The organism is Variovorax sp. BGA-UO-ETr-C22 (assembly GCF_059567965.1).
This window is the reverse complement of sequence record NZ_JCAQPA010000011.1, coordinates 493,857-514,338: the sequence shown is the minus strand read 5'-3', so window position 1 is coordinate 514,338 and position 20,482 is coordinate 493,857. Positions and strand designations below refer to the sequence as shown.

17 protein-coding genes are annotated in these 20,482 nt (G+C 70.2%); 8 read left to right on the top strand and 9 right to left on the bottom strand.

Annotated features, from left to right (window positions below):
* Window positions 1-105 precede the first annotated feature (105 nt).
* Window positions 106-1,254: a murein transglycosylase A gene (gene mltA / locus AC57B8_RS22260; RefSeq protein WP_062480787.1), complete on the bottom strand. Its 1,149-nt coding sequence runs from the start codon at window positions 1,252-1,254 to the stop codon at window positions 106-108.
* On the opposite strand from mltA, the gene AC57B8_RS22255 reads away from it, so the two are divergent.
* The 5 genes from AC57B8_RS22255 to AC57B8_RS22235 all read left to right on the top strand — a co-directional run bounded on the left by AC57B8_RS22255 (window position 1,253) and on the right by AC57B8_RS22235 (window position 4,583).
* On the top strand, window positions 1,253-1,402 hold the full coding sequence (locus AC57B8_RS22255) for a hypothetical protein (protein WP_167395077.1): 150 nt from the start codon (window positions 1,253-1,255) through the stop codon (window positions 1,400-1,402). The two genes, mltA and AC57B8_RS22255, sit on opposite strands and share 2 nt — an antisense overlap.
* Window positions 1,403-1,599: 197 nt before the next feature.
* Complete coding sequence (locus AC57B8_RS22250) at window positions 1,600-2,259, top strand: YiaD family glycine zipper/OmpA-like lipoprotein (RefSeq protein WP_062480790.1); 660 nt, start codon at window positions 1,600-1,602, stop codon at window positions 2,257-2,259.
* 85 nt (window positions 2,260-2,344) lie between these two features.
* A complete protein-coding gene (locus AC57B8_RS22245) occupies window positions 2,345-2,902 on the top strand; it encodes an OmpA family protein (protein WP_062480792.1) in 558 nt (185 codons plus the stop codon).
* A gap of 136 nt (window positions 2,903-3,038) precedes the next feature.
* On the top strand, window positions 3,039-3,965 hold the full coding sequence (locus AC57B8_RS22240) for a helix-turn-helix domain-containing protein (RefSeq protein ID WP_496480788.1): 927 nt from the start codon (window positions 3,039-3,041) through the stop codon (window positions 3,963-3,965).
* 138 nt (window positions 3,966-4,103) lie between these two features.
* Window positions 4,104-4,583 (top strand): 2,4'-dihydroxyacetophenone dioxygenase family protein, encoded by a 480-nt coding sequence (locus AC57B8_RS22235; RefSeq protein ID WP_159274136.1) that lies wholly within the window; start codon window positions 4,104-4,106, stop codon window positions 4,581-4,583.
* Between the two features lie 15 nt (window positions 4,584-4,598).
* Here AC57B8_RS22235 and AC57B8_RS22230 read toward each other — a convergent pair whose 3' ends face one another.
* The 4 genes from AC57B8_RS22230 to AC57B8_RS22215 are packed head-to-tail and all read right to left on the bottom strand — an operon-like array spanning window position 4,599 to window position 12,313.
* The gene (locus AC57B8_RS22230; protein ID WP_062480799.1) at window positions 4,599-5,225 is read right to left on the bottom strand and encodes a response regulator transcription factor; all 627 of its coding nucleotides are present in this window, start codon (window positions 5,223-5,225) and stop codon (window positions 4,599-4,601) included.
* A 46-nt stretch (window positions 5,226-5,271) separates the two neighbouring features.
* Window positions 5,272-7,329 carry a sensor histidine kinase gene (locus AC57B8_RS22225; RefSeq protein ID WP_496480787.1) on the bottom strand — a complete coding sequence of 686 codons (2,058 nt, stop codon included), beginning with the start codon at window positions 7,327-7,329 and terminating at the stop codon, window positions 5,272-5,274.
* Between the two features lie 2 nt (window positions 7,330-7,331).
* Window positions 7,332-8,150 carry a carbon-nitrogen hydrolase family protein gene (locus tag AC57B8_RS22220; protein ID WP_095747289.1) on the bottom strand — a complete coding sequence of 273 codons (819 nt, stop codon included), beginning with the start codon at window positions 8,148-8,150 and terminating at the stop codon, window positions 7,332-7,334.
* Window positions 8,147-12,313: a YhdP family protein gene (locus AC57B8_RS22215; RefSeq protein WP_496480786.1), complete on the bottom strand. Its 4,167-nt coding sequence runs from the start codon at window positions 12,311-12,313 to the stop codon at window positions 8,147-8,149. Before AC57B8_RS22215 ends, AC57B8_RS22220 begins: the two co-directional genes overlap by 4 nt.
* A 25-nt stretch (window positions 12,314-12,338) precedes the next feature.
* On the opposite strand from AC57B8_RS22215, the gene glnE reads away from it, so the two are divergent.
* Window positions 12,339-15,134: a bifunctional [glutamate--ammonia ligase]-adenylyl-L-tyrosine phosphorylase/[glutamate--ammonia-ligase] adenylyltransferase gene (glnE, locus tag AC57B8_RS22210; RefSeq protein WP_496480785.1), complete on the top strand. Its 2,796-nt coding sequence runs from the start codon at window positions 12,339-12,341 to the stop codon at window positions 15,132-15,134.
* Window positions 15,127-16,251: a septal ring lytic transglycosylase RlpA family protein gene (locus tag AC57B8_RS22205; protein WP_496480784.1), complete on the top strand. Its 1,125-nt coding sequence runs from the start codon at window positions 15,127-15,129 to the stop codon at window positions 16,249-16,251. Before glnE ends, AC57B8_RS22205 begins: the two co-directional genes overlap by 8 nt.
* Before the next feature lie 15 nt (window positions 16,252-16,266).
* On the opposite strand, the gene AC57B8_RS22200 is transcribed toward AC57B8_RS22205, so the two are convergent.
* The 3 genes from AC57B8_RS22200 to AC57B8_RS22190 all read right to left on the bottom strand — a co-directional run bounded on the left by AC57B8_RS22200 (window position 16,267) and on the right by AC57B8_RS22190 (window position 18,686).
* On the bottom strand, window positions 16,267-16,734 hold the full coding sequence (locus tag AC57B8_RS22200; protein WP_062475252.1) for a carboxymuconolactone decarboxylase family protein: 468 nt from the start codon (window positions 16,732-16,734) through the stop codon (window positions 16,267-16,269).
* 105 nt (window positions 16,735-16,839) lie between these two features.
* Window positions 16,840-17,730, bottom strand: coding sequence for an RNA polymerase sigma-70 factor (locus tag AC57B8_RS22195; RefSeq protein ID WP_496480783.1), 891 nt, complete (start codon window positions 17,728-17,730; stop codon window positions 16,840-16,842).
* A 98-nt stretch (window positions 17,731-17,828) separates the two neighbouring features.
* Window positions 17,829-18,686, bottom strand: a complete 858-nt coding sequence (locus AC57B8_RS22190; protein WP_062475258.1) for a ferritin family protein — start codon at window positions 18,684-18,686, stop codon at window positions 17,829-17,831.
* 129 nt (window positions 18,687-18,815) lie between these two features.
* Between AC57B8_RS22190 and AC57B8_RS22185 the strand changes: the two genes are divergently transcribed.
* Complete coding sequence (locus AC57B8_RS22185; protein ID WP_070063272.1) at window positions 18,816-19,445, top strand: glutathione peroxidase; 630 nt, start codon at window positions 18,816-18,818, stop codon at window positions 19,443-19,445.
* Window positions 19,446-19,776: 331 nt separating this feature from the next.
* Here AC57B8_RS22185 and AC57B8_RS22180 read toward each other — a convergent pair whose 3' ends face one another.
* Entirely contained in the window at window positions 19,777-20,388 is a 612-nt protein-coding gene (locus tag AC57B8_RS22180) for a glutathione S-transferase N-terminal domain-containing protein (protein WP_062475264.1), read from the bottom strand.
* Window positions 20,389-20,482: the final 94 nt, after the last annotated feature.

Below are 20,482 nucleotides of genomic sequence, written 5' to 3'. Positions count from 1 at the left end.
GATGACGACCGCCACGACCACACCCCGCCCACGCACCGGCCGGCAGCATGCAAAACGGCGCGGGATCACCGCGCCGTCGTGTCGTTCAAGGAAAAGAAATGGCCGTCAGGGCGCCGGCAACTGCCTCGGCCACAGCGCCCACAACCGCAGCGGCTGGTTCACGCTCGCCGCCAGCCGTCCGGCCTCGGCGCCGGTGCCGGCGAAATAGTCGGCGCGCACGGCGCCCAGGATGGCGCTGCCGGTGTCCTGCGCCACCACCAGCTTCTGCAATTGCGCAGTCGGGCCGTTCGATGCGAGCCACACCGGCGTGCCGTAGGGAATGCTCTCGCGATCGACCGCGATGGAGCGCCCCGCCGTCAGCGGCACGCCCTGCGCGCCGCGCGGGCCGAAGGCGGCGTCGAGTTCGCTCATGGTCTCTTCGCGGAAGAACACGTAGCGCGGGTTGCTCCACAGCAGCTGCGACACGCGCTGCGGGTTCTGCGCCACCCAGGCCTTGGTGTCGTCGGGCCACTTGCCGACCTTGGCGACGCCCTGGCTCATCAACCACTGTTGCACGCTGCGGTACGGCTGCTCGTTGGTGGCCGCGTAGGCCACGCGCACCGTGTGCTGGTAGCCGTTGGCCTCGGTGATGCGCAAGCGGCCCGAGCCCTGGATGTGCAGCATCAGCGCGTCGATGGGGTCGGCCATCCAGGCGATCTCGCGACCGCGCAGCGCGGCCTGGGCCTCGGGCAGGGTCTCGATCTCCTGGCGCGTGAACCAGGGGCGCTTGGGCACGAGGCCGTCGGGCGCCTGGTACAGCGGCACGCTGAAGCCGGCCGAGGGCACGCGCGAGGCTTCGTACACGGGCTCGTAGTAGCTGGTGAGCTTGCCTTCGCTCTGGCCCGCGAGCGATTCGACGCGGTAGGGCTGCAGCCGGTCGGTCATCCAGCGGCGCTGCTCCTCGGGCGTGGCGATGGCGAGCTGGCGCACCTCGCGGCACAGCGGCGCGAAGGCGGCGTTGGGGCGTGCGCAGTTGGCCAGCAGCGCGATCCACGCCTCATGCAGCGGGTCTTCGCTGAAGCCCGGCAGCTCGGACCAGCCCACGGGCACCCAGCGGCTTTTCGGATGCGCGAGCGATCCGGTCAGCGGACCGAGGTCGCGCGGCGGGGTGACGGTGGGTCGGGTGGGGGTGTCGGGGGCACGGGGGCCGAGGGAACAGCCGGCAAGCGTTGCTACGATCGCAAGCCCGACCAGCCACTGGAGTCCATTTCTCATGGGTTTGATTCTGCTTGAAGCCCTCGCCGCGGGACTCGTCCTGATCTTGATCATCTGGTGGACCATGTTTTCCGGGCGTAACAAGGGTGAATTGCATGACGACCCCGACGCCGAGCGTGAGGACAAGGATTCGCCGCCCAAAGTGTGAATTGCTCGTGTAGCCACACGGCGCGGCCCACTGTCGGACAAGCACCCTATTGCTACAACTTTAGTAGCAATCATCGCAGCATTCACGGGCGATGGCGAAAGTTTTCTTATTTTCCGTAGGGCTTTGAGCACGTACCATCGCATACCCGCCGGGGGCTAAGCTGTGGCCCGCTTGATTCAACCTTGAAAGGGATCGCCATGAAAAAGTTCGTTCTTGCAACCACCGCAGCTGCCCTCGTCCTGTCCGGCTGTGCCGGCGGAATGACCGACACCCAGCGCAACACCGGCATCGGTGCCGGCATCGGCGCGCTCGGCGGCGCCGCCATCGGCTCGGCCACCGGCGGCAACCGCGGTGCCATCGGCACGGGCGCGGTGGTCGGTGCGGCAGCTGGCGCGCTCGGCGGCTACCTGTGGTCGCAGCGCATGGAAAACCAGAAGCGCCAGATGGAAGCCGCCACCCAAGGCACCGGCGTGGCCGTGACGCAGACCGCCAACAACGAGCTCAAGCTCGCCATTCCGAGCGACGTGTCGTTCGACGTGGGCCGCTCCAACATCAAGTCGAACTTCGCGCCCGTGCTCGACCAGTTCGCCAACGGCCTGCGCAACAACCCGAACGCCGAGGTGCGCATCATCGGCCACACCGACAGCACCGGTTCCGACGCCATCAACAACCCGCTGTCGGTGGACCGCGCCGCCAGCACGCGCGACTACCTGGTGGCACGCGGCGTGAGCGCCGCGGCGTTCCGCATCGAAGGCCGTGGCTCGCATGAGCCGGTGGCCGACAACAACAGCGACGCCGGCCGGGCACAGAACCGCCGCGTCGAGATCTACGTGGGCGAGCGCGCACAGCGCGGCTGATCGCAGCCCCACCGGGAAACCGGCCGCCCTATCGAACGGCCGGTTCCCGCTTCAGTTTTCATTGGTCCAAGCAGAGGGAAAATTCATGAGGAAGTTTGTTGTGTCTAGCGCGGCCCTGGCCGCTGTGTTGTTCATCGCGGGGTGCGCATCGTCGACCCCGCCGGCCGAAGCACCGGCCGCACAGCAGGCCGCACCGGCCAACAGCTGGACCGCCCGACTGGACGCGCTGAAGGCCGAGCTCGAAAGCTCCACCAAGGGCACCGGCGTGGTGATCTCGCAGACCGCCGACAACCAGCTTCACGTCGTGATTCCGAATGAACTCTCGTTCGACACCGGCCGCGCCAACGTCAAGCGCAACCTGGCGCAGGTGCTGGACAAGGTCGCCGAAGGCCTGAAGAGCGCCACCACCGCCAGCCTGCGCGTGGTCGGCCACACCGACAGCACGGGCAGCGAGGAAGGCAACGAGCGCCTCTCGGTGAGCCGCGCCGACAGCGTGCGCAACCACCTGGTGGGCCGCGGCGTGTCGACCACCGTGATCACCACCGACGGCCGCGGCTCGCGCGAGCCGCTGGCGGACAACGGCACGGCCGCCGGCCGCGCGCAGAACCGCCGCGTCGAAATCTTCGTCGCCGAGAAGATCTGAGCACCGGTGCTGCGCGCACCCCGCGCGGCACCGTCAGGAAATCCCGCATGAGGGCACGGCACCGCCGGCCCTAACATCGCGCGGCCTGCACGCGGCGCGCGCACCGCGTGCCGGGCGGACACGAGAGGAAACTCCGATGAACGCCATCGCGCCGGCCCCATCGAGCGCCGCATCCCGCTTTGCCCCGGACATCATCGCCGCGGGCACCGGTGCGCAACCCCAGTACCTCGTGACCGGCGGCGACCAGCTGTTCGCCGCCCGCTGGCAGCAGGACGCGTGCTGGCTGCCCTTCCACGGCGCGGCGCATCACGTGCTGGTGCTGCACGAGAACGGCAGCACGGCGGTGCGCAAGTACGAGCGCGGCAAGCTCGTCGCCTCGCGTTCGCGGCTGGGCAGCGTGAGCTTCATTCCCTGCGACGGCACCGAATGGGAAATCGGCGGGCGCTGCGGCGTGGTGCACCTGTACATCGGGCAGGCGCTGATCGCGCGTGTCGCGGCCGAGGAAGACCTCGGGCCGGCGGTGGAGATCGACCCCTTCTTCGCGATCCGCGACCCGTGGCTGCAGGGCTTCTTCCAGATGCTGGTGAGCGAGGTGGAGCTGTACGGCAACGTGCCCGCGAGCCCCGATTCGCTGCTGCTCTCGCAGAGCCAGCACCTGCTGGCGCATCACCTCGTGCGGCGCCACTGCGCACCGGGGCGCGGTGCGCCGCCGCGCACGGAGGGCGCGCGCCGGCAGCCGGTCCTGACGCCGCGGCAGCTGCGCCGGGTGACCGAGCACATCGACGCGCACCTGGCCACGCCGCTGGGCCTGGCCGACCTTGCGGGGCTAGTGCACCTGTCGCAGGACCACTTCATCCGCAGCTTCAAGGCGGCCAGCGGCATGGCGCCCTACCAGTACCTGCTGCGCCGCCGCCTGGAAGGCGCCGCCGAACTGCTGCGCACCAGCGACCTGCCCGTGGAAGCCGTCGCCACGCGCATGGGCTTCGGCAGCGCCGCGTACTTCTCGACGCGCTTTCGTGCGTTCCTCGGCGTGGCGCCAAGCACCTACCGCCGCATGCGCTGAACCGCGCAGCGACTTGCGCAAAAGCGCGCCACTTTCGACATCCCGTGCTTCGTTCGGGCCAACAGGCCATGGCGTGGGAAGCCGCTCCTAGACTGGCTTCGCAGGCCGATCCCGGCCGCATCACCCCACGGAGACACCATGACCCTGACCGCCCTGAAAGCCACGCCGCCGGCCAGCGCCGCCCATGCGCGCATCACGCTGCCGTACCCGCATTTCCAGAAGCTCGAAAGCTATCCGTGGAAGCCGTGGGTCATGCCCGGCGTGGCCTACAAGCTGCTGAGCATCAACCGGCGCAGCGGCGGCTTCACCTGCCTGCTGAAGGTCGATCCCGGCACCGAGGCGCCGGTGCACCATCACCTGGGCGCCATCGAGGTGATCGTGCTCGAGGGCGACATCTACTACGAGCGCAACGACATCGGCCGCCCGGGCGACTACATGCACGAGCCCGCAGGCGACATCCACCAGCCGCGCTCCGACGGCGGCTGCGTGCTGTTCTGCGTGTTCGAGGGCGCGATTGCCGGGCTGGGCGAGGACGGCAACGTCGTCGGCATCGTCGACGGCCGCAGCATGCTGGAGATGGCCACGCGCGACGGCGCGGCGCAGCATGTGCACAGCTGAGGTGCGGCCTGCGGGCTAGAGGTCGCGCAGGCGGTTGGCCAGCTCCACCGCCGACTTCACTTCCATCTTCTCGAACACGCGCGCCCGGTGGACCTCCACCGTGCGCACGCTGATCGCGAGCTGGTCGGCGATGAGCTTGTTCGGCAGGCCCTCGACCACGAGGCGCATCACGTCGCGCTCGCGGTCGGTCAGCTCGGCGATGCGGTCGGCCAGGCCGCGGCGCACGCGCTGCACCTCGAGCGCGCGCTGCGACATGCCCAGCGCCTGCTCGATGCGGTCGACCAGCGCGTTGTCCGAGAACGGCTTCTCACAGAAGTCGAAGGCGCCGCGCTTGACCGCCTCGACGGCGGTGGGCACGTCGGCATGGCCGGTCAGGAAGATCACCGGCATCTCGGCCAGCAGGCCGCGTTCGGCCAGCCGGTCGAACAGCACCAGCCCGCTCATGCCGGGCATGCGCACGTCCAGCAGCAGGCAGCGCGGCTGGTCGGGCAGCGGCGCCTCGTCCAGGTACTGCTCGAAGGCCTCGGCGCTGCCGAAGTGCTCGCTGGCCAGGCGGCGCGAACGCAGCAGCCAGGCCAGCGCCTCGCGCACGCTGGCGTCGTCGTCCACGATAAAGATCAAGCCATCGATCAGCGGTTGCATGCCATGAGGTCCAGCGGAACAGAGAAAACGAAGAAGAAAAAGGCGGCTAACCCGCAGCGGGAAGGGTAAACCTGAAGACGGTGCCCCGGGGGCGGTTGGGCTCGAACATCAGCGCGCCGCCATGCTGCTCCACCACGGTGCGGCACAGGCTCAGGCCCAGGCCCATGCCGTCGGGGCGCGTGGTGAAGAAGGGCGTGAACAGGCGCGCCGCCACCTCCTCGCTGATGCCGCAGCCCAGGTCGGCCACGGAGAACTCGAGCCAGCGCCGGCCGTCGGCCGGTACGGTGGCGCCCACCGGCAGGGCGCGCGCCACGCGCAAGCGCAGCACGCGGCTGCCGGGCGCGTGGTCGGCGCCGTCCATGGCCTGCATGGCGTTGCGCGCCAGGTTCAGCAGCACCTGCTCGACCAGCGTGCGGTCGCACACCACGGCGGGCAGGCGCTCTTCGCAGACGATCTCGATCGTCACGTCGAGCTTGCGCGCCTGCAAGCGCACCAACGGCAGCACGGCGTCGATGAGCGCCTGCGGCGCCACGGCCTCGCGCATGCGGTCGCGCCGGCGCACGAAGTCGTGCACGCTGCGGATCACCTGGCCCGCGCGGTCGGCCTGCTCGGCGATGCGCTTCACGGCCATGGCCACCTCGGCCTGCTCGCCGCGCGCCTCGGGCCCGATCAGGTTGAGCGAGCCGGTGGCATAGCTGGCGATGGCGGCCAGCGGCTGGGTGAGCTCGTGGCTCAGCAGCGAGGCCATCTCGCCCACGGTGGCCAGGCGCGCGCTGGCCTGCAGGCGCTCCTGGCTGGCGCGCGAGAGTTCCTCGACGCGGCGCTGCTCGCTCACGTCGATGAAGGCGCTCATCCAGCCGGTCTGCACCTTGTGCGCGTTGATCAGCGGCGCCTCGAAGATGAGCACCGGAAAGCGCGTGCCGTCCTTGCGCATGAAGACCGACTCGAAGCCCTCGCGCGGCGGCAGGCCGCCCGCGAAGCGGCGCGTCTGGCGCAGGTGGTACTCGTGCGCCAGCTCGGTCGGCCAGTAGGGCGCCTCGACGCTGTCGGCCATGAGCTCTTCGGGCGTGAAGCCGACCATCTCGCAGAAGGCCGGGTTGACGTAGGTGATGCGCCCCTGCAGGTCGCGCGCGCGCAGGCCGGTGATGACCGAGTCTTCCATCGCCTTGCGAAAGGCCAGCGCGTCGGCCAGGTCGCGTTCGGCGCGCAGGCGGCGGCGGGTGTCGCGCGCCAGCAGGACCAGCACCGACACGAGCGCGATCGAGATCGCCGTGACCAGCGCCGTGAGCATGTTCGGGAACAGGTCGGGCGCGGCACGCCAGCCGTCCACGCGCAGCATGAGCGAGGCGCCCGGCAGGTCGATGCGCTGCTGCGAGGTGAACACGCGCGTGCCGATGCGCCGCGAGGTGCCCAGCGCCACCAGCCGCGTGCCGTCGGCCTCGGTGAAGGCGACCTCCTGGCCGCGCGTGAGCGTGGGGCCGACCAGCTCGACCAGCGTGTCGCGCAGCGAATAGCTGGCCACCAGGTAGTCGCCGGCGTCCATCGGCAGGCACAGCTCCATCACCTCGACGCCACCGCCGCCGGCCACGGGCACGTAGTGGCTGGGCGAATAGGCGGGCGCGCCGGCCTTGCGCGCGGTGGCGCAGGCCTGCGCCACGTCGGACTGCGCGGGGCCGCGGTTGCTTTCCTCGAGGATGCGCGTGCGGTAGGGCGTGTTCACGGCCTCGATGGGTTGCAGCTGCGCATCGCGCCACTCGAGCCGCAGCCATTCGCGGTGCTCGCGCAGCTGCGCCGCCGCGCGGTCGGCCCAGTGCGTGCGCTCCATGCCCGGCGCGAGCGTGGCGCGCAGGCTCTGGGCGTTGCGCTGCAGGCCGCTGCGCAGGTCGACGACGGCGTCGGCGGTGTCGCGCTCCAGCGCGGCCTGCACCTGCTCGACCTCGTGCCGGCCGGCCAGCCACACGACGGTGACCAGCAGCGCCGACACCAGCACCGCCAGCAGCAGCCACAGAAACCAGCGCTTCCACAGCGAGCGCAGGCGCGCGAAGGCGACGACCCAGGCCCGGCGCTGCGGCGGTGCGGAAACCTCGAGCGCCTCGTCGGCCATCGTCAGGCGAGCACGCGGTGCGACAGCGCGGGCAGCTGGGCGCGCGTGCGCTCGACCTGCCGGGCGTCGAGGTCGAACAGCACCACGCCCTCTTCGGCGGCCTGCTGCGCCACCACCGTGCCCCAGGGGTCGATGACCAGCGACTGGCCCCAGGTCTGGCGGCCGTTCTCGTGCGTGCCGCCCTGCGCGGGTGCGACCACCCAGGCCAGGTTCTCGATGGCGCGCGCGCGCAGCAGCACCTCCCAGTGGGCGGCGCCGGTGGTGCGCGTGAAGGCGCTGGGCACCAACAGCAGGTCGGCGCCCTGCCCCGCCAGCGCGCGGTACAGCTCGGGAAAGCGCAGGTCGTAGCACACGCTCATGCCCACGCGCCAGGCGTGGCCGTCGCGCGAGGGCAGCTCGAACACCACGGGCTGCGCGCCCGGCGCGATGACGCGGCGCTCGTCGTAGCGCTCGGTGCCGTTGTCGAAGAAGAACAGGTGGATCTTGTCGTAGCGCGCCACGCACTTTCCTTCGGGCGAGAAGGCCAGCGAGCTGTTGAAGACGTGGTCGGCGTCGTCGCTCTCGATGGGCAGCGTGCCGCCCACGATCCACAGGCCGAACTCGCGCGCCGCGTCGGCCAGGAAGCCCTGCACCGTGCCGGCGCCGGCGGTTTCGCGCAGGCCGAGCTTGTCGGTGTCGCGCGCGCCCATCATGCAGAAATACTCGGGCAGCACCGCGAGCTCGGCGCCGTCGCGCGCCGCCTGCCCGAGCAGCGCGTGGGCGCGCACGAGGTTGGCTTCGCGGGCGATGGCGGACACCATCTGGATGGCTGCGACTTTCATTGCGTGGTCTCCGTTTTCTTGCCTTCGCTGGCGCCCGTCGATGTCGATCCACCACCCGGCAGGCCGGGCAGCAGCTGCAGCGAGCGCGGCACCTTGGCGATCTTGGGGTCGGCCCAGGTGCCTTCGACGTGGAACTCCTGCGTGGCGGCCGCGGCGAGCGGCTTGCTCAGCACCCACTGCGCGAGGAAGGTGCCCAGGCCGATGGCCGGGTTGATGGCGGTGGCCACCAGCGCGGCCGTGCCGGCGTTGATCTCGGGCACCACCACCACGCGCAGGTTCTGCGTCTCGCGCACGATGTCGGCCGAGCCGTCCATGAGCGCGGCGGCGTTCACGCCCTTCATCTGCAGGTTGTTGGTGCTGGCAATGCCCTTGTTGATCTTCGCGTCGCCGCGGATGAAGTCGAAGGCGAAGCCCTGGCTGAACACGTCGCGGAAATCGAGCGTGAGCCGGCGCGGCAGCGCCTGCAGGCTCAGCACGCCCAGCAGCTTGGCCAGGCCCGGGTCGGCCTTGAGGAACTGGCCCTGCTCCACGTCGACCTGCAGCTGGCCGCCCAGGCTGGGATAGTCGAGCGAGAACGGCGAGCCGCGCCAGTTCACCTCGCCCTCGAGCCGCCCCTTGCCGCGGCGCAGCACGCCCGGCATGCCGAAGCGCGTGAGCAGGTCGCCGGCGTCGGCGATGTCGAGCTTGAAGTTCATGGCCGTGGTGCGGCGCTGGCCGGCGCTTGCGCCGCCGCCCGCCGGCGCGGCCCAGGTGCCCTTGGCGGTGAAGGTGGCCTCGGGCACGCTGAAGGCGAGCTTGTTGAGCAGCCATTCGCGCCCGCCGCGGTTGACGGCGTCGATCTCGGCGCGGCCCAGGCGCTTGCCGAGCAGCTCGAAGTCGTCGACCACGATGTCCAGCGCCGGCAGGGTGCCGGGTTGCTCGTCGAGCAGGGTCTCGACCTGCGTGGCCTCGGCCGGCGCGATCTTCAGGCGCGCGAGCCGCGCATAGAGCCGGCCGGCCTGGCTGTGGCTGTACTCGGCGTAGCCGCTGAGTTCGGAGGCGTCGACGTTGGCGCGCCACAGCGCGCCTTCGCGCGTGCCGCCGAGCACCACGTTGTGCAGGGTGCGCCCCGCGATGCCCAGTTGCTGCGCGCGCACCGCGATGCGCGTGGGCAGGTAGGCCAGGTCGGGATCGTCGGCGCGCTCGCCGCCGCCGACCACCGCGGCAGTGCCCACCAGCGTCTGCCAGGCGCCCATGTCGAGCTTGGCGACGTTGACGTTGGCGAACACGCCGCGGTCGGGCGGCAGCGCCGTCTCGCCGGGCGCCAGCCCGATGCCGATGCCGCCGCGCAGCACATGCGCCTGGCCGTTGGCCGACAGCTCGCGCACGTACTGCACCGAGCCGACGCGGCCGAGCTCGAGCGTCAGCTGGTCCTGCGTGGCGCGGCGGGCGTCGCGCGCCAGCACCTTCTTCTCGATGCGCAGCGGCATCAGCTCCTCGGCCGTCTTGACCAGCGGCGTGGGCAGCGCCAGCGCCAGCCCCTGCAGGCTGCTGGTGAGCGAGAACTCGGGCGTGTCGTCGCGCATCGAGAAGGTGGCGGCGTAGGGCGTGCTGCCGGTGGCGTGCTTGGCCAGGCGCGCGAGCCAGTCGACCTCGCGCGCGCCGCGCAGGCCTTCGGCGCTGGCCGTGCCCTGCGCCTTCAGCGCCAGTTCGCGCTGCGGCCCGCTGAAGCGGCCCTTGCCTTCGACGCGCACCTCGCCGCCCAGCAGGCGGGCCTGCACGCCGGCCAGCGAGAAGCCGGTGTCGGTGAAGTTGAGCGTGCCGCGCGCCTGCGTGAACGGCGGCGCCTCGGGCACCACCTGCAGCTCGTTGTCGGCCAGCGTCACGGTGGCCTGCACCTTGGTGTTGTCGACGTTTTCCAGCGGGAGATCGAGGCGCAGCTTGTAGTCGGCCGAGCCGGTGGCGCGCGCGCGCTGCAGGAAGGGCCCGGCCTCGCCGGCCAGCGGCGCGCCGGCACGCAGCACCTCGCCCAGCGGCCCCTTGGCCTGCGCATCGACGCGCAGCAGCGCGGCGTGGTGCGACATGTCGGCGATCTGCGCCTCGGCCTTCGTGACCTCGACGCCGGGCGCGCCGGCAATGCGCCCGCGCGCATTGCGCACCAGCATGCCCGCGCGCTCGAACACCAGCTCGCCCGACACGCCGGTGAGCGCCGGCCACACGGGCGGCGGCGCGGCGGGCGGGCCGGTGCGCGACGCCGGGGTCGCGGGCGCGGCGGTGGCGGCCGCGAGCGAGGGCGGCACGTAGGCGTAGTGCACGTCCGACACCTTGGCCGCGATGCGGAACTCGCCCTGCTTCGGGTCCATGAAGGGCATGTCGTGCAGGTCGCCGCGCACGCGGAAATCGACCGTGCTGGCGGTGCCCTTGACGACCGACTCGCGCACGTAGTCGCGCGTGTGCTGCGGAATGTCGAGCGGCAGGTAGCGGAACACGCGGGTGCCGTCGGCGCGCGTGAGCTTGCCCTGCAGGTCGAGCACGCCGGGGTGCTGCGCGCGGCTGCTCGAGGTGGCCGGGTCGCTGGTGCGCCAGTGGGCCTCGGCCTCGCCCTCGGCGTCGGCGTTGGCGAAGCGCAGCTTCGACACCTGCACCTGCATGGCGCCGTTGTCGAGCTTCCACTGCAGCTGGGTCGAGAGCCGGTCGATGGGGATCACCGGGTCTTCGAACACGCCTGGGAACTCGAGCGTGCCCTTGGCCATGGCCAGCGTGGCGGTGCCGCCGGTGTGGCTCGCGTCGAAGTCGAGCGTGGCGCCGCTCAGGCCGGGGGTGCCGGGGTGCACGCGCGGCGGCGCGGCGGAGGTGCCGGCCGGCGCCGGGGTGGTCGGGGCGGTGACTGCAGGCGCCGGCTGCGACGCCACGCGCAGGCCGCTGACCCGGCCCTTGGCCTGGTAGCGCGCGATCGCGTCGGGCGCGCCCTGCCAGTTCATGTCGATGCGCTCGACCAGCCCGCGCGGCGCATAGGCGCCCAGCACGCGGTGCGTGGCCTCGCCCAGCGGCAGGCGGTCGGCGATGAGCGCCAGCGCCGCGAGGTCGAGCCGGTCGGCCTTCAGCGCGCCGTGCTCGGGCGTGCGGCCCTTGGCGGGCGTGTGCTGCAGCCACAGGTTGCCGCCCGGCCAGCGCAGGCCGTCGACGGTGTCGAACTGCAGCGCGGTGGTCGAGAACTCGAAGGTGTCCGCGTTCATCTGCCCCGCCAGCCGGCCGGTGACGGCGCGCAGCACCAGCGGCTGCAGCCCCTTGCCGAGCGAGGCGTCGATGCGGTTCAGCCCCAGGTCGGCGGCGCCGCCGACGATGCGCCCGTCGTCCACGTCGGCCCACAGGCGCAGCGCGCCGTTACCTTCGCGGATGCGCGCGTCGAGCGAAACGTACTGGCCCAGGCGCGTGACGTCGATGTAGGGCAGGTCGGCATAGAGCTGGCCGTCCCACGTCTGCCAGTGGCCGCTGCGGATCGACAGCAGCGGCTGGCGGAACTGGCCGCGCAGCGTGAAGCGCTCGCCCCAGCCGGCCGGCGGCGTGGCGTCCAGCCGCAGGCCGTGGCGGCGCGCGCCGTTGCGGGACACGAAGCGCACGTCGGTCAGCAGCAGCGGTTCGGCGCGGCGCTGCTCGTCGGTCCAGCGCACGGTGCCGCCTTCGATGACGAACTCGCGCTGCGCGAAAAACCAGTCGGCGGCGCGGGTTTCTCCGGTCGTGTCGGTCTCCATGTGCAATCCAGCCACATGGAGTTTTCCCTGAGTGTCGCGGCGCACGTCGAGCTGCGGGCCCTCGATGTAGAGCTGCTCGAAATTCAGGCGCCACAGCGAGCGCGGCGACACGCTCGCCACCACCCGCACGAGGCGAAGGGCCTCGCGCTGGTCTGCGTCCTGCAGCACCACGTCGCGCAATTCGAAGGCCGGAAATAGCCCTTCGGAACGGGCGGTGATGGCGCCGATGCGCACCGGGACACCGATGGCCTTGCTAGCCTGCGCCTCGAGTGCACCGCGAAAATCGCCGATTCGCGGCACAATCCACGCGTGCAGGACCACGACTGACAGTGCCAGCAGAAGCCACGCAGCGAAGAGCAGACCCAATAGCCAGCGCGCTGTCACAGCGGTGATTTGGAGCAGACGTGAAGGGGAAGACGCCGTGTCGTTCATTGAGGATCGCGCTGTGTCGGGAATTATGACCGCCAGCCTTGAGCCGGGTTCCGCGCCAACCCACACCAGTGTGAATCAGTTGCCATCCAATCCGACGCCTCCCGCGTTTTCTTCCAGTTCCCGATTCGTCCAGCGGCTGCGCCGCCGCTATGCGGCCGAGCTCGAATTGCTGCCGCCCGGCGAGCCCCGGCGCGAATCGATGACCGTCGCCTACGACGCCCTGCGCGCACGCGGCGTGGCCGTGGGCGATGCGTTGCGCATCGTGCGCCAGCTCACGATGGAACGTCTGGTCACACTCGACTGCGACCAGCAGGCCCCGCTCGCGGTGGTGACCACCGCCGTGACCGAGCTGGCCGAACTGGCCCTGGACATCGCCTGCCAGGACGCCTGCCATGAACTCGACGCCCAGCACGGCGCGCCGCTCGGCCCCGAAGGCCAGCGCTCGCAGCTGTGGGTGATCGGCATGGGCAAGCTCGGCGCGCGCGAGCTCAATGTGTCCAGCGACATCGACCTCATCTACCTGTACGACGTGGACGGCGACACGGCCGGCGATGCCGACGGGCGCGGCAAGCTGTCCAACCAGGAGTACTTCGCGCGGGCCGTGAAGCGCATCTATGCGCTGGTGGGCGACGTGACCGAGCACGGCTTCGTGTTCCGCGTCGACCTGGCGCTGCGGCCCAACGGCAACTCGGGGCCGAGCGTGGTCTCGCTCGACGCACTCGAAGAGTATTTCCAGGTGCAGGGCCGCGAATGGGAGCGCTTTGCCTGGATGAAGAGCCGCGTGGTCGCGCCGCGCGCCGTGGTGCTCGGCGGCCAGGCCCAGGCGCTGCGCAACGTGGTGCTGCCCTTCGTGTTCCGCCGTTATCTCGACTACAGCGTGTTCGACTCGCTGCGCATCCTGCACCGCCAGATCCGCGAGCAGTCGGCACGCCGCAGCGCCGGACGCCCCGAGCGCGCCAACGACGTGAAGCTGTCGCGCGGCGGCATCCGCGAAATCGAATTCACCGTGCAGCTGCTGCAGGTGGTGCGCGGCGGCCAGTTTCCCGAGCTGCGCACGCGCCCCACGCTCGACGCGCTGCAGCGGCTGGCGCGCGCCAACCTCATGCCGCAGGACACGGCCGACACGCTGGCCGCGGCCTACGAGTTCCTGCGCCGCGTGGAGCACCGCATCCAGTACCTGGACGACCAGCAGACGCACGTGCTGCCGGTCAACGACGACGACCTGCGCTGGATCGCGCAGTCGATGGGCTACGCCGACTGCTGCCCCTTCCTCGAACAGCTCGACACCCACCGCGAGTTCGTGGCCCAGGAGTTCGACAAGCTGCTGGGCGGCGAGAAGCCCTGCAACGGCAAGTGCAACGGCAAGAAATCCGCCGCGCCCGCCGACCTGGTCGACCTGCTCGACGACCTGCCGCCCGTGTTCGCCGAGCGCATCCGCGACTGGTGCGAAACGCCGCGCGTGCTCGCCCTGCGCGAGGAAACCCGGGGCCGCCTGCGCCAGCTGGTGCAACGCACCGGCCAGTGGCTGAAGGAGCCCGACGGCGAAGGCGCGGGACAGACGCCGCGCCACGTCGATGCCGCCATGCGCTGGGCCGACTGGATCGAGCCGCTGATGCGCCGCGAGAGCTACCTGGCGCTGCTGGTCGAACGCCCCGCCGTGCAGGAGCGCCTGCTGCGCCTGCTGGGCGCCGCGAAATGGCCGGCGCGCTACCTCATGCAGCACCCGGGCGTGATCGACGAGCTCGCCAGCGATGAAATGCTCTCGGGCCGCTTCATCGCCGACGAATTCGAGCGCGAGCTCGAAGCGCGCCACACCTCGCTCACCCGCACCGGCGAGGCCGACGAAGAGCGCCTCTTGAACCTGCTGCGCCACGCCCACCACGCCGAGGTGTTCCGCACACTGGCGCGCGACGTGGACGGCCGCATCACCGTCGAGCAGGTGGCCGACGACCTGAGCGCGCTGGCCGACACCACGCTGCGCGTGACCGCGCGCTGGTGCTGGCCCCACGTGCGCAACCGGCACCGCGAGGTGCCGCAGTTCGCGATCATCGGCTACGGAAAACTGGGCGGCAAAGAACTCGGCTACGGCAGCGACCTGGACATCGTGTTCGTCTACGACGATGACGACGAGCGCGCCGGCGAGGTCTATGCGGCCTACGTGCGCAAGCTCATCAACTGGCTCACGGTGAAGACGCGCGAGGGCGACCTGTTCGAGATCGACACCGCACTGCGGCCCAACGGCAACTCGGGCCTGCTCACCACCAGCTTCGAGGCCTACGAAAAGTACCAGCTCGGTCGCGGCAGCAACACCGCGTGGACCTGGGAGCACCAGGCCATGACGCGCGCGCGCTTCGTGCTGGGCAGCGCCGACCACGGCGCCGAGCTGGGCGCGCGCTTCGACCAGGTGCGCGAGGCCGTGCTGGTGGCGCCGCGCGACCGCGAGGCGCTGAAGGCCGAGATCATCGGCATGCGCAACAAGCTGCGCGGCGCCCGCCCCGTGAAGGCCGACCGCTTCGACGTGAAGCACAGCCCCGGCGGCATGGTCGATGCCGAGTTCGCGGTGCAGTTCCTGGTGCTGTCGGCCTCGGGCGCGCACCCCGAGCTGATTCCCAACCTGGGCAACATCGCGCTGCTGCTGCGCGCCGAACAGGCCGGGCTGCTGCCCGAAGGCGTGGGCCGCAACGCCGCCACCGCCTACCGCGAGCTGCGCCGCGTGCAGCACACCGCACGCCTGAACGAAGAGCCCACGCAGGTCACGCCGCCCGCCCTGAGCGCCGAACGCGACGCCATGCTGGCCTTGTGGAAGGCGGTCTTTGGCTGACCGCGCCCTCGCCTCTCGCGCGCTGACGGCCTGCGCCCTGGCCGCCGCGCTCGTGCTGGCCGGCTGCGCCAGCGGACCGCGCAGCAGTGGGGGTGGCGTCGCCAGTGTGCGCGATGGCCCCGGCAGCAACATCCCGTCGGACCTCGACCGCGTGCCCGACGCCGAGCCCCGCATCGAGCCCATCCGCAGCAGCGGCGGCACCAGCAAGCCGTACACGGTGCTGGGCCGCGGCTACGTGCCGATCATCGACGACCGGCCGTTCCGCGAATCGGGCATCGCCTCGTGGTACGGCCGCAAGTTCCATGCGGCCTCCACCGCCAGCGGCGAGCCCTACGACATGTACGCCATGACGGCCGCGCACAAGACGCTGCCGCTGCCGAGCTATGTGCGGGTGCGCAACCCGGCCAACGGGCGCGAGGTGATCGTGCGCGTGAACGACCGCGGCCCCTTCGTGGACGGCCGCGTGATCGACCTGAGCTACACGGCGGCGCTGAAGCTCGACCTGCTGCGCGGCGTGGCGCCGGTGGAGATCGAGCGCATCACCAACGACGACATCCGCACCGGCGCCTGGCGCCGCGATGCGGGCACGGCCTATGCCGCGGCACCTGCGCCCACGCCTGTGCCGGCTCCCGCGCCCGTCCGGGTGGCGGCAGCGCCGGTGGCCGTGCCGTCGGCCTGGGTCGCGCCGGTCGCGATGACCGCCGCTGCAGCCCCCGCCGCGACGATGCCCGTGGCACCGCAAACGCCGGTGATGGCCGCGGCACCATCGGAGCCCGAGGCCCCGGCCGGACCGCGTGAGGCGATGGTGGTGACCGACCTCGCGCCGCTGGCCCCGCTCGCCGCGCCTGCAACGTCATCGGCGCCCGCTTCCGCTTCCGCTGCCGCCGGTTTCTGGGTGCAGCTCGGCGCGTTCCGCGAACGCGATGGCGCCGAGACGCTGAGAAGCCAGGCCGCGCGCGGCCTGCCCACGCTGGCACCGCAGTTGCGCGTGTTCAGCGAAGCCGGCACGCACCGCCTGCAGGCCGGGCCGTTCCCGTCGCGCAATGCGGCGGGCGAGGCCGTCACCCAGCTGCGGGACAGCCTGCGCATCGCGCCGATGGTGGTCGAGCGGCGCTAGAACGCGCCGCCCGGCTCAGGGCATCGCCTTGGCCACGACCTGCGAACGCAGGCCCACGCCGAGGCGGTTCCACGCATTGATCTGCGCCACGGCGAGCGAGAGCTCGACGATTTCCTGGTCGCTGAACACGGCCTTCAGCGCTTCGAACTCGGCATCGCGATCGGCGTGGTGGTCGGCCAGGCGCGTGAGCGTCTCGGCCCAGTCCAGCGCGGCGCGCTCGCGTTCGTTGAACAGGCTCACCTCGCGCCAGGTGGCCAGGCTGTTGATGCGCTGCCAGTCTTCGCCCTGCACGCGCAGGTCGCGCACGTGCATGTCCAGGCAGTAGGCGCAGCCGTTGATCTGCGAGACGCGGGCAAAGACGAGGTCGATCAGCACCTTGCCGAGCGTGCTCGACTCGAAGCTGCCGTTGACGGCGATCATGGCCTGGAAGGACTTGGGGGCGAACTTGGTCCAGGCGAGACGGAGGGCGGGGGCTTGGCTCATGAGATGTACTCCAGGGTGGTTGAAGGAAGAAAAGCGAAATCTGCTTGCTACACCCTGAAGACGCGCCAGCCACCGGCCCTGTGACAGGCTGCCCGAATTTTTTCTTCAGGCGCCCCGTTTGGCCGCGAACAGCTGGGCGATGCGCGCCAGCTTGTCGGGGTTGCGCTGGGCGCGGATGCGCACGATGCGCTCGCCCTCGATCTCGAAGGTCTGGGCCGATTCGAGTTCGCCGTCCAGAAAGCGCAGCATCCCGGGCTCGCCGTTGAGCTCGACCAGCTCCATGCGCACGCCCGCGCCCATGCGGCGCCAGAGCGAGAAGTACAGCTGCGCCAGCCGCTGGCTGCCGCGCAGGATCTTGCTGAAGGTCTGCACCTTGCCGCCGCCGTCGCCGATGAGTTCGACGTCTTCCGCCATCAGCACCTTCAGGTCCTGCATGCTGCCGCGCGCGGCGGCGTCGGCAAAGGCGCGCAGCAGGCGCTGGTGGGTCTCGCGCGAGACCTGGAAGCGCGGGCGGGCCTCCTGCACCTGGGTCTTGGCGCGGTGCACCAGCTGGCGGCAGGCGGCCTCGCTCTTGCCCAGGGTCTGGGCGATCTCGTCGTAGTCGGCGTCGAACACCTCACGCATGAGGAAGGCGGCGCGCGCCTCGGGCGCCAGCCGCTCGAGCACGGCCAGAAAGGCGACGGAGATGTTGTCGACGCGCGCTAGCGTTTCCTCGGGCGTGTCGGGCGACCCGGTGAGGGTGGGCTCGGGCATCCACGGGCCGATGTAGTGCTCGCGCTGGACCTTGGCGCTGCGCAGCCGGTCGATCGACAGGCGCGTGACGACGGTCACGAGCCAGGCTTCGGCGCTGTCGAAACTGGCCTTGTCGGCCTCGTGCCAGCGCAGCCAGGCGTCCTGCACCACCTCTTCGGCCTCGGCCACGGAGCCGAGCATGCGGTAGGCGATGCCCTGGAGGCGGCGGCGGTGGCTGTCGAAGGTGAGGGTCGGGTCGTCCATGCCCGATTAGACGTTTGACGCCGCCGCGTTGTGACAGCGAGCGCCCAAAAAAAATCGCCCCGGCATGCGGGGCGATTTCATCGATGTCCTGGGACGACTCAGGCGCCCTGGTATTCGGGCTTGGGGCCCAGCGTGGCCGAGACTTCCTTGCGATAACGGTTCAGCTCCTGCACGGTCTTGAAGCTGCGGTTCATCAGCAGGCTCAGGTTGTGCAGGATGCGCTCGCCGACCTTGGTTTCCCAGCCGGCGTCGAACTTGATCTGCTTGTCCAGCCAGTGCTCGAGCCAGTCGGGATCGGGCATGCGGCTCTGGATGGTGTCGTTCGGGAACAGCGCCTTGTTCACGTGCAGGTTGGTCGGGTGCAGCGCCTGGGCGGTGCGGCGCGCGCTGGCCATCAGCACGCCGACCTTGGTGAAGGCGGCACGGGCTTCGTCGCCGAACTTTTCCATGGCGCGCTTCATGTAGCGCAGGTAGGCGCCGCCGTGGCGGGCTTCGTCCTGGCTCAGCGTGGTGTAGATGTGCTTGATGACCGGCTCGGTGTGCCACTGGGCGGCGCGGCGGTACCAGTGGTTCAGGCGGATCTCGCCGCAGAAGTGCAGCATGAGGGTTTCGAGCGGGGGCGCCGGGTCGAAGTCGAAGCGCACCTCGTGCAGCTCCTGTTCGGTGGGCGCGTGCTGCGGGCTGAAGCGCTTCAGGTACTCCATGAGCACCAGCGAGTGCTTCTGCTCTTCGAAGAACCAGATCGACATGAACGCCGAAAAGTCGCTATCGTGCCGGTTGTCGCGCAGGAACATCTCGGTGGCCGGCAGCGCCGACCACTCGGTGATGGCATTCATCTTGATGGTCTGCGCCTGCTCTTCAGTCAGCAAGGAAGCGTCGAACGACTGCCAGGGGATGTCCTTGTCCATGTCCCAGCGGACGGATTCGAGTTGTCTGAAGAGTTCCGGGTAGAGCATCAAAGTCTTTCAATGGCCGCCGATTTTAGTCGGGCCGTTTGGCGCGCCCGTGACAGACGCGCGATGATGTGCTTACGCGCGCGCCCGCGCCATAGATGCACACCCCCCTTTTCGATCCAGGAGCCCGTCATGCGAACCCCCGCCCGATTGTCGATGCTGCGACGTTGCGCCACGGCCTTTTCCCTCGTGGCGGGCCTGTCCGCCGCCCTGTCGGCGGGTGCCCAGACGGCCCCCGCCGCCCCTGCCGCGCCCGCGGTGGGCGGCGCCGCCGGATGCCCGGCGATCCTGCAGCACAGCTTCCCGCGGCTGCAGGATGAAAAGCCCCAGAACCTGTGCCAGTACTCCGGAAAAGTGGTCCTGGTGGTCAACACGGCCAGTTTTTGCGGCTTCACGCCGCAGTACAAGGGGCTGGAGGCGCTGGACATGAAGTACCGCGCCCGCGGCCTGGTGGTGCTGGGCTTCCCGTCGAACGATTTCTCCCAGGAATCGGGCTCCAACAAGGAAATCGCCGACTTCTGCGAAAGCACCTTCGGCGTGAAATTCCCGATGTTCGCCAAGTCTTCGGTGCGCGGCACCGACGCCAACCCGCTGTTCAAGCAACTCGCGCAGGCCTCGGGCACGACGCCGAAGTGGAACTTCTACAAGTACCTGATCGGGCGCGACGGCAAGGTGGTTCAGGCGTGGTCGAGCATGACGGCGCCCGACGAGAACGGCTTCATCCAGGTGATCGAGAAACAGCTCGGCCCCAGCGGCGACTGACCGACCCTGCAATGTGAACTTTGAGTCACAAACGTTTACCACTCGAACGGGAACCGTGCGGCGGCACCGCGCTCATACTTGAGCGTGGGCGGCCAAGGCCCACAGGTTTTCATGTTGCGAGGTCTTCCGGGCGCCTGCCGTCCGGTTGAAATCCCGAGGCGATTCTTCTCCTCCTCCCTCCCTCCCTCCTTCGTGTCGGGGCGCCTCGCAGCATTTTTGTCTTCCCGCCGACAGCGGGGCCCGCGATGACGCAGCGCCCCCCTCGGCCTTCCTGTACGCGGTGGCCCGAACGGCCCCAAGAAAAAAGCGCCCCGCGGGGCGCTTTGTCGTTTCAGGGCTGGGTGTCGATGAAGCTCGGCCGCAGCATGAGCTTGTCGTACAACTTGGCCAGGTTGGCGTGGTCGCCGCGCCAGTCGATCTCGGGAAAACGCAGCCCCAGCCAGCCCAGCGCGCAGCCGACCGCGATGTCGGACAGGCTCAGGTGGATGCCGCTGCAGAAGGGCTTGTCGCCCAGGCCCTTGGCCATGGCGGCCACGCCGGCCTGGACCTTGGCGCGCTGGCGCTCGATCCAGGCGGCGCTGCGCTCGGCGTCGGCGCGGCCGGTCCAGGTGGCTTCGAGGCGCCAGAGCACGCCGGCGTCCATGACGCCGTCGGCCAGCGCTTCCCAGGTCTTGACCTCGGCGCGCTCGCGGCTTTGCTGCGGAATGAGCTTGCCCACGGGCGACAGGGTGTCGATGTATTCGACGATGACGCGCGAGTCGAACATCGCCTCGCCGCCTTCCATGATCAGGCACGGCACCTTGCCCAGCGGATTCGAATGGGCGATCGTGGTGTCTGCGGACCAGACGTCTTCGATCACGAACTGGTAGTCGAGCCGCTTTTCGGCCAGCACCACGCGCACCTTGCGCACATACGGGCTGGCGGCGGATCCGATCAGTTTCATGAAGGCTCTCTCCCCATCGCTTGTTAACGTTTGTTCGCAGGCATTTTAGGTGAAGGGAAAAAGACAGCGTCCGAATTCCCCCGCGGCGCGGCCA

What these genes read in the sequence shown, in the direction of transcription:
- AC57B8_RS22245 (WP_062480792.1), top strand. Translation starts at nt 2,345, where the DNA reads ATGAGGAAGTTTGTTGTGTCTAGCGCGGCCCTGGCCGCTGTGTTGTTC.
- AC57B8_RS22195 (WP_496480783.1), bottom strand. Translation starts at nt 17,730, where the DNA reads ATGGACGACCCGACCCTCACCTTCGACAGCCACCGCCGCCGCCTCCAG.
- glnE (WP_496480785.1), top strand. Translation starts at nt 12,339, where the DNA reads ATGACCGCCAGCCTTGAGCCGGGTTCCGCGCCAACCCACACCAGTGTG.
- AC57B8_RS22215 (WP_496480786.1), bottom strand. Translation starts at nt 12,313, where the DNA reads ATGAACGACACGGCGTCTTCCCCTTCACGTCTGCTCCAAATCACCGCT.
- AC57B8_RS22200 (WP_062475252.1), bottom strand. Translation starts at nt 16,734, where the DNA reads ATGAGCCAAGCCCCCGCCCTCCGTCTCGCCTGGACCAAGTTCGCCCCC.
- AC57B8_RS22225 (WP_496480787.1), bottom strand. Translation starts at nt 7,329, where the DNA reads ATGGCCGACGAGGCGCTCGAGGTTTCCGCACCGCCGCAGCGCCGGGCC.
- AC57B8_RS22185 (WP_070063272.1), top strand. Translation starts at nt 18,816, where the DNA reads ATGCGAACCCCCGCCCGATTGTCGATGCTGCGACGTTGCGCCACGGCC.
- AC57B8_RS22230 (WP_062480799.1), bottom strand. Translation starts at nt 5,225, where the DNA reads ATGCAACCGCTGATCGATGGCTTGATCTTTATCGTGGACGACGACGCC.
- AC57B8_RS22220 (WP_095747289.1), bottom strand. Translation starts at nt 8,150, where the DNA reads ATGAAAGTCGCAGCCATCCAGATGGTGTCCGCCATCGCCCGCGAAGCC.
- AC57B8_RS22240 (WP_496480788.1), top strand. Translation starts at nt 3,039, where the DNA reads ATGAACGCCATCGCGCCGGCCCCATCGAGCGCCGCATCCCGCTTTGCC.
- AC57B8_RS22255 (WP_167395077.1), top strand. Translation starts at nt 1,253, where the DNA reads ATGGGTTTGATTCTGCTTGAAGCCCTCGCCGCGGGACTCGTCCTGATC.
- mltA (WP_062480787.1), bottom strand. Translation starts at nt 1,254, where the DNA reads ATGAGAAATGGACTCCAGTGGCTGGTCGGGCTTGCGATCGTAGCAACG.
- AC57B8_RS22190 (WP_062475258.1), bottom strand. Translation starts at nt 18,686, where the DNA reads ATGCTCTACCCGGAACTCTTCAGACAACTCGAATCCGTCCGCTGGGAC.
- AC57B8_RS22250 (WP_062480790.1), top strand. Translation starts at nt 1,600, where the DNA reads ATGAAAAAGTTCGTTCTTGCAACCACCGCAGCTGCCCTCGTCCTGTCC.
- AC57B8_RS22180 (WP_062475264.1), bottom strand. Translation starts at nt 20,388, where the DNA reads ATGAAACTGATCGGATCCGCCGCCAGCCCGTATGTGCGCAAGGTGCGC.
- AC57B8_RS22235 (WP_159274136.1), top strand. Translation starts at nt 4,104, where the DNA reads ATGACCCTGACCGCCCTGAAAGCCACGCCGCCGGCCAGCGCCGCCCAT.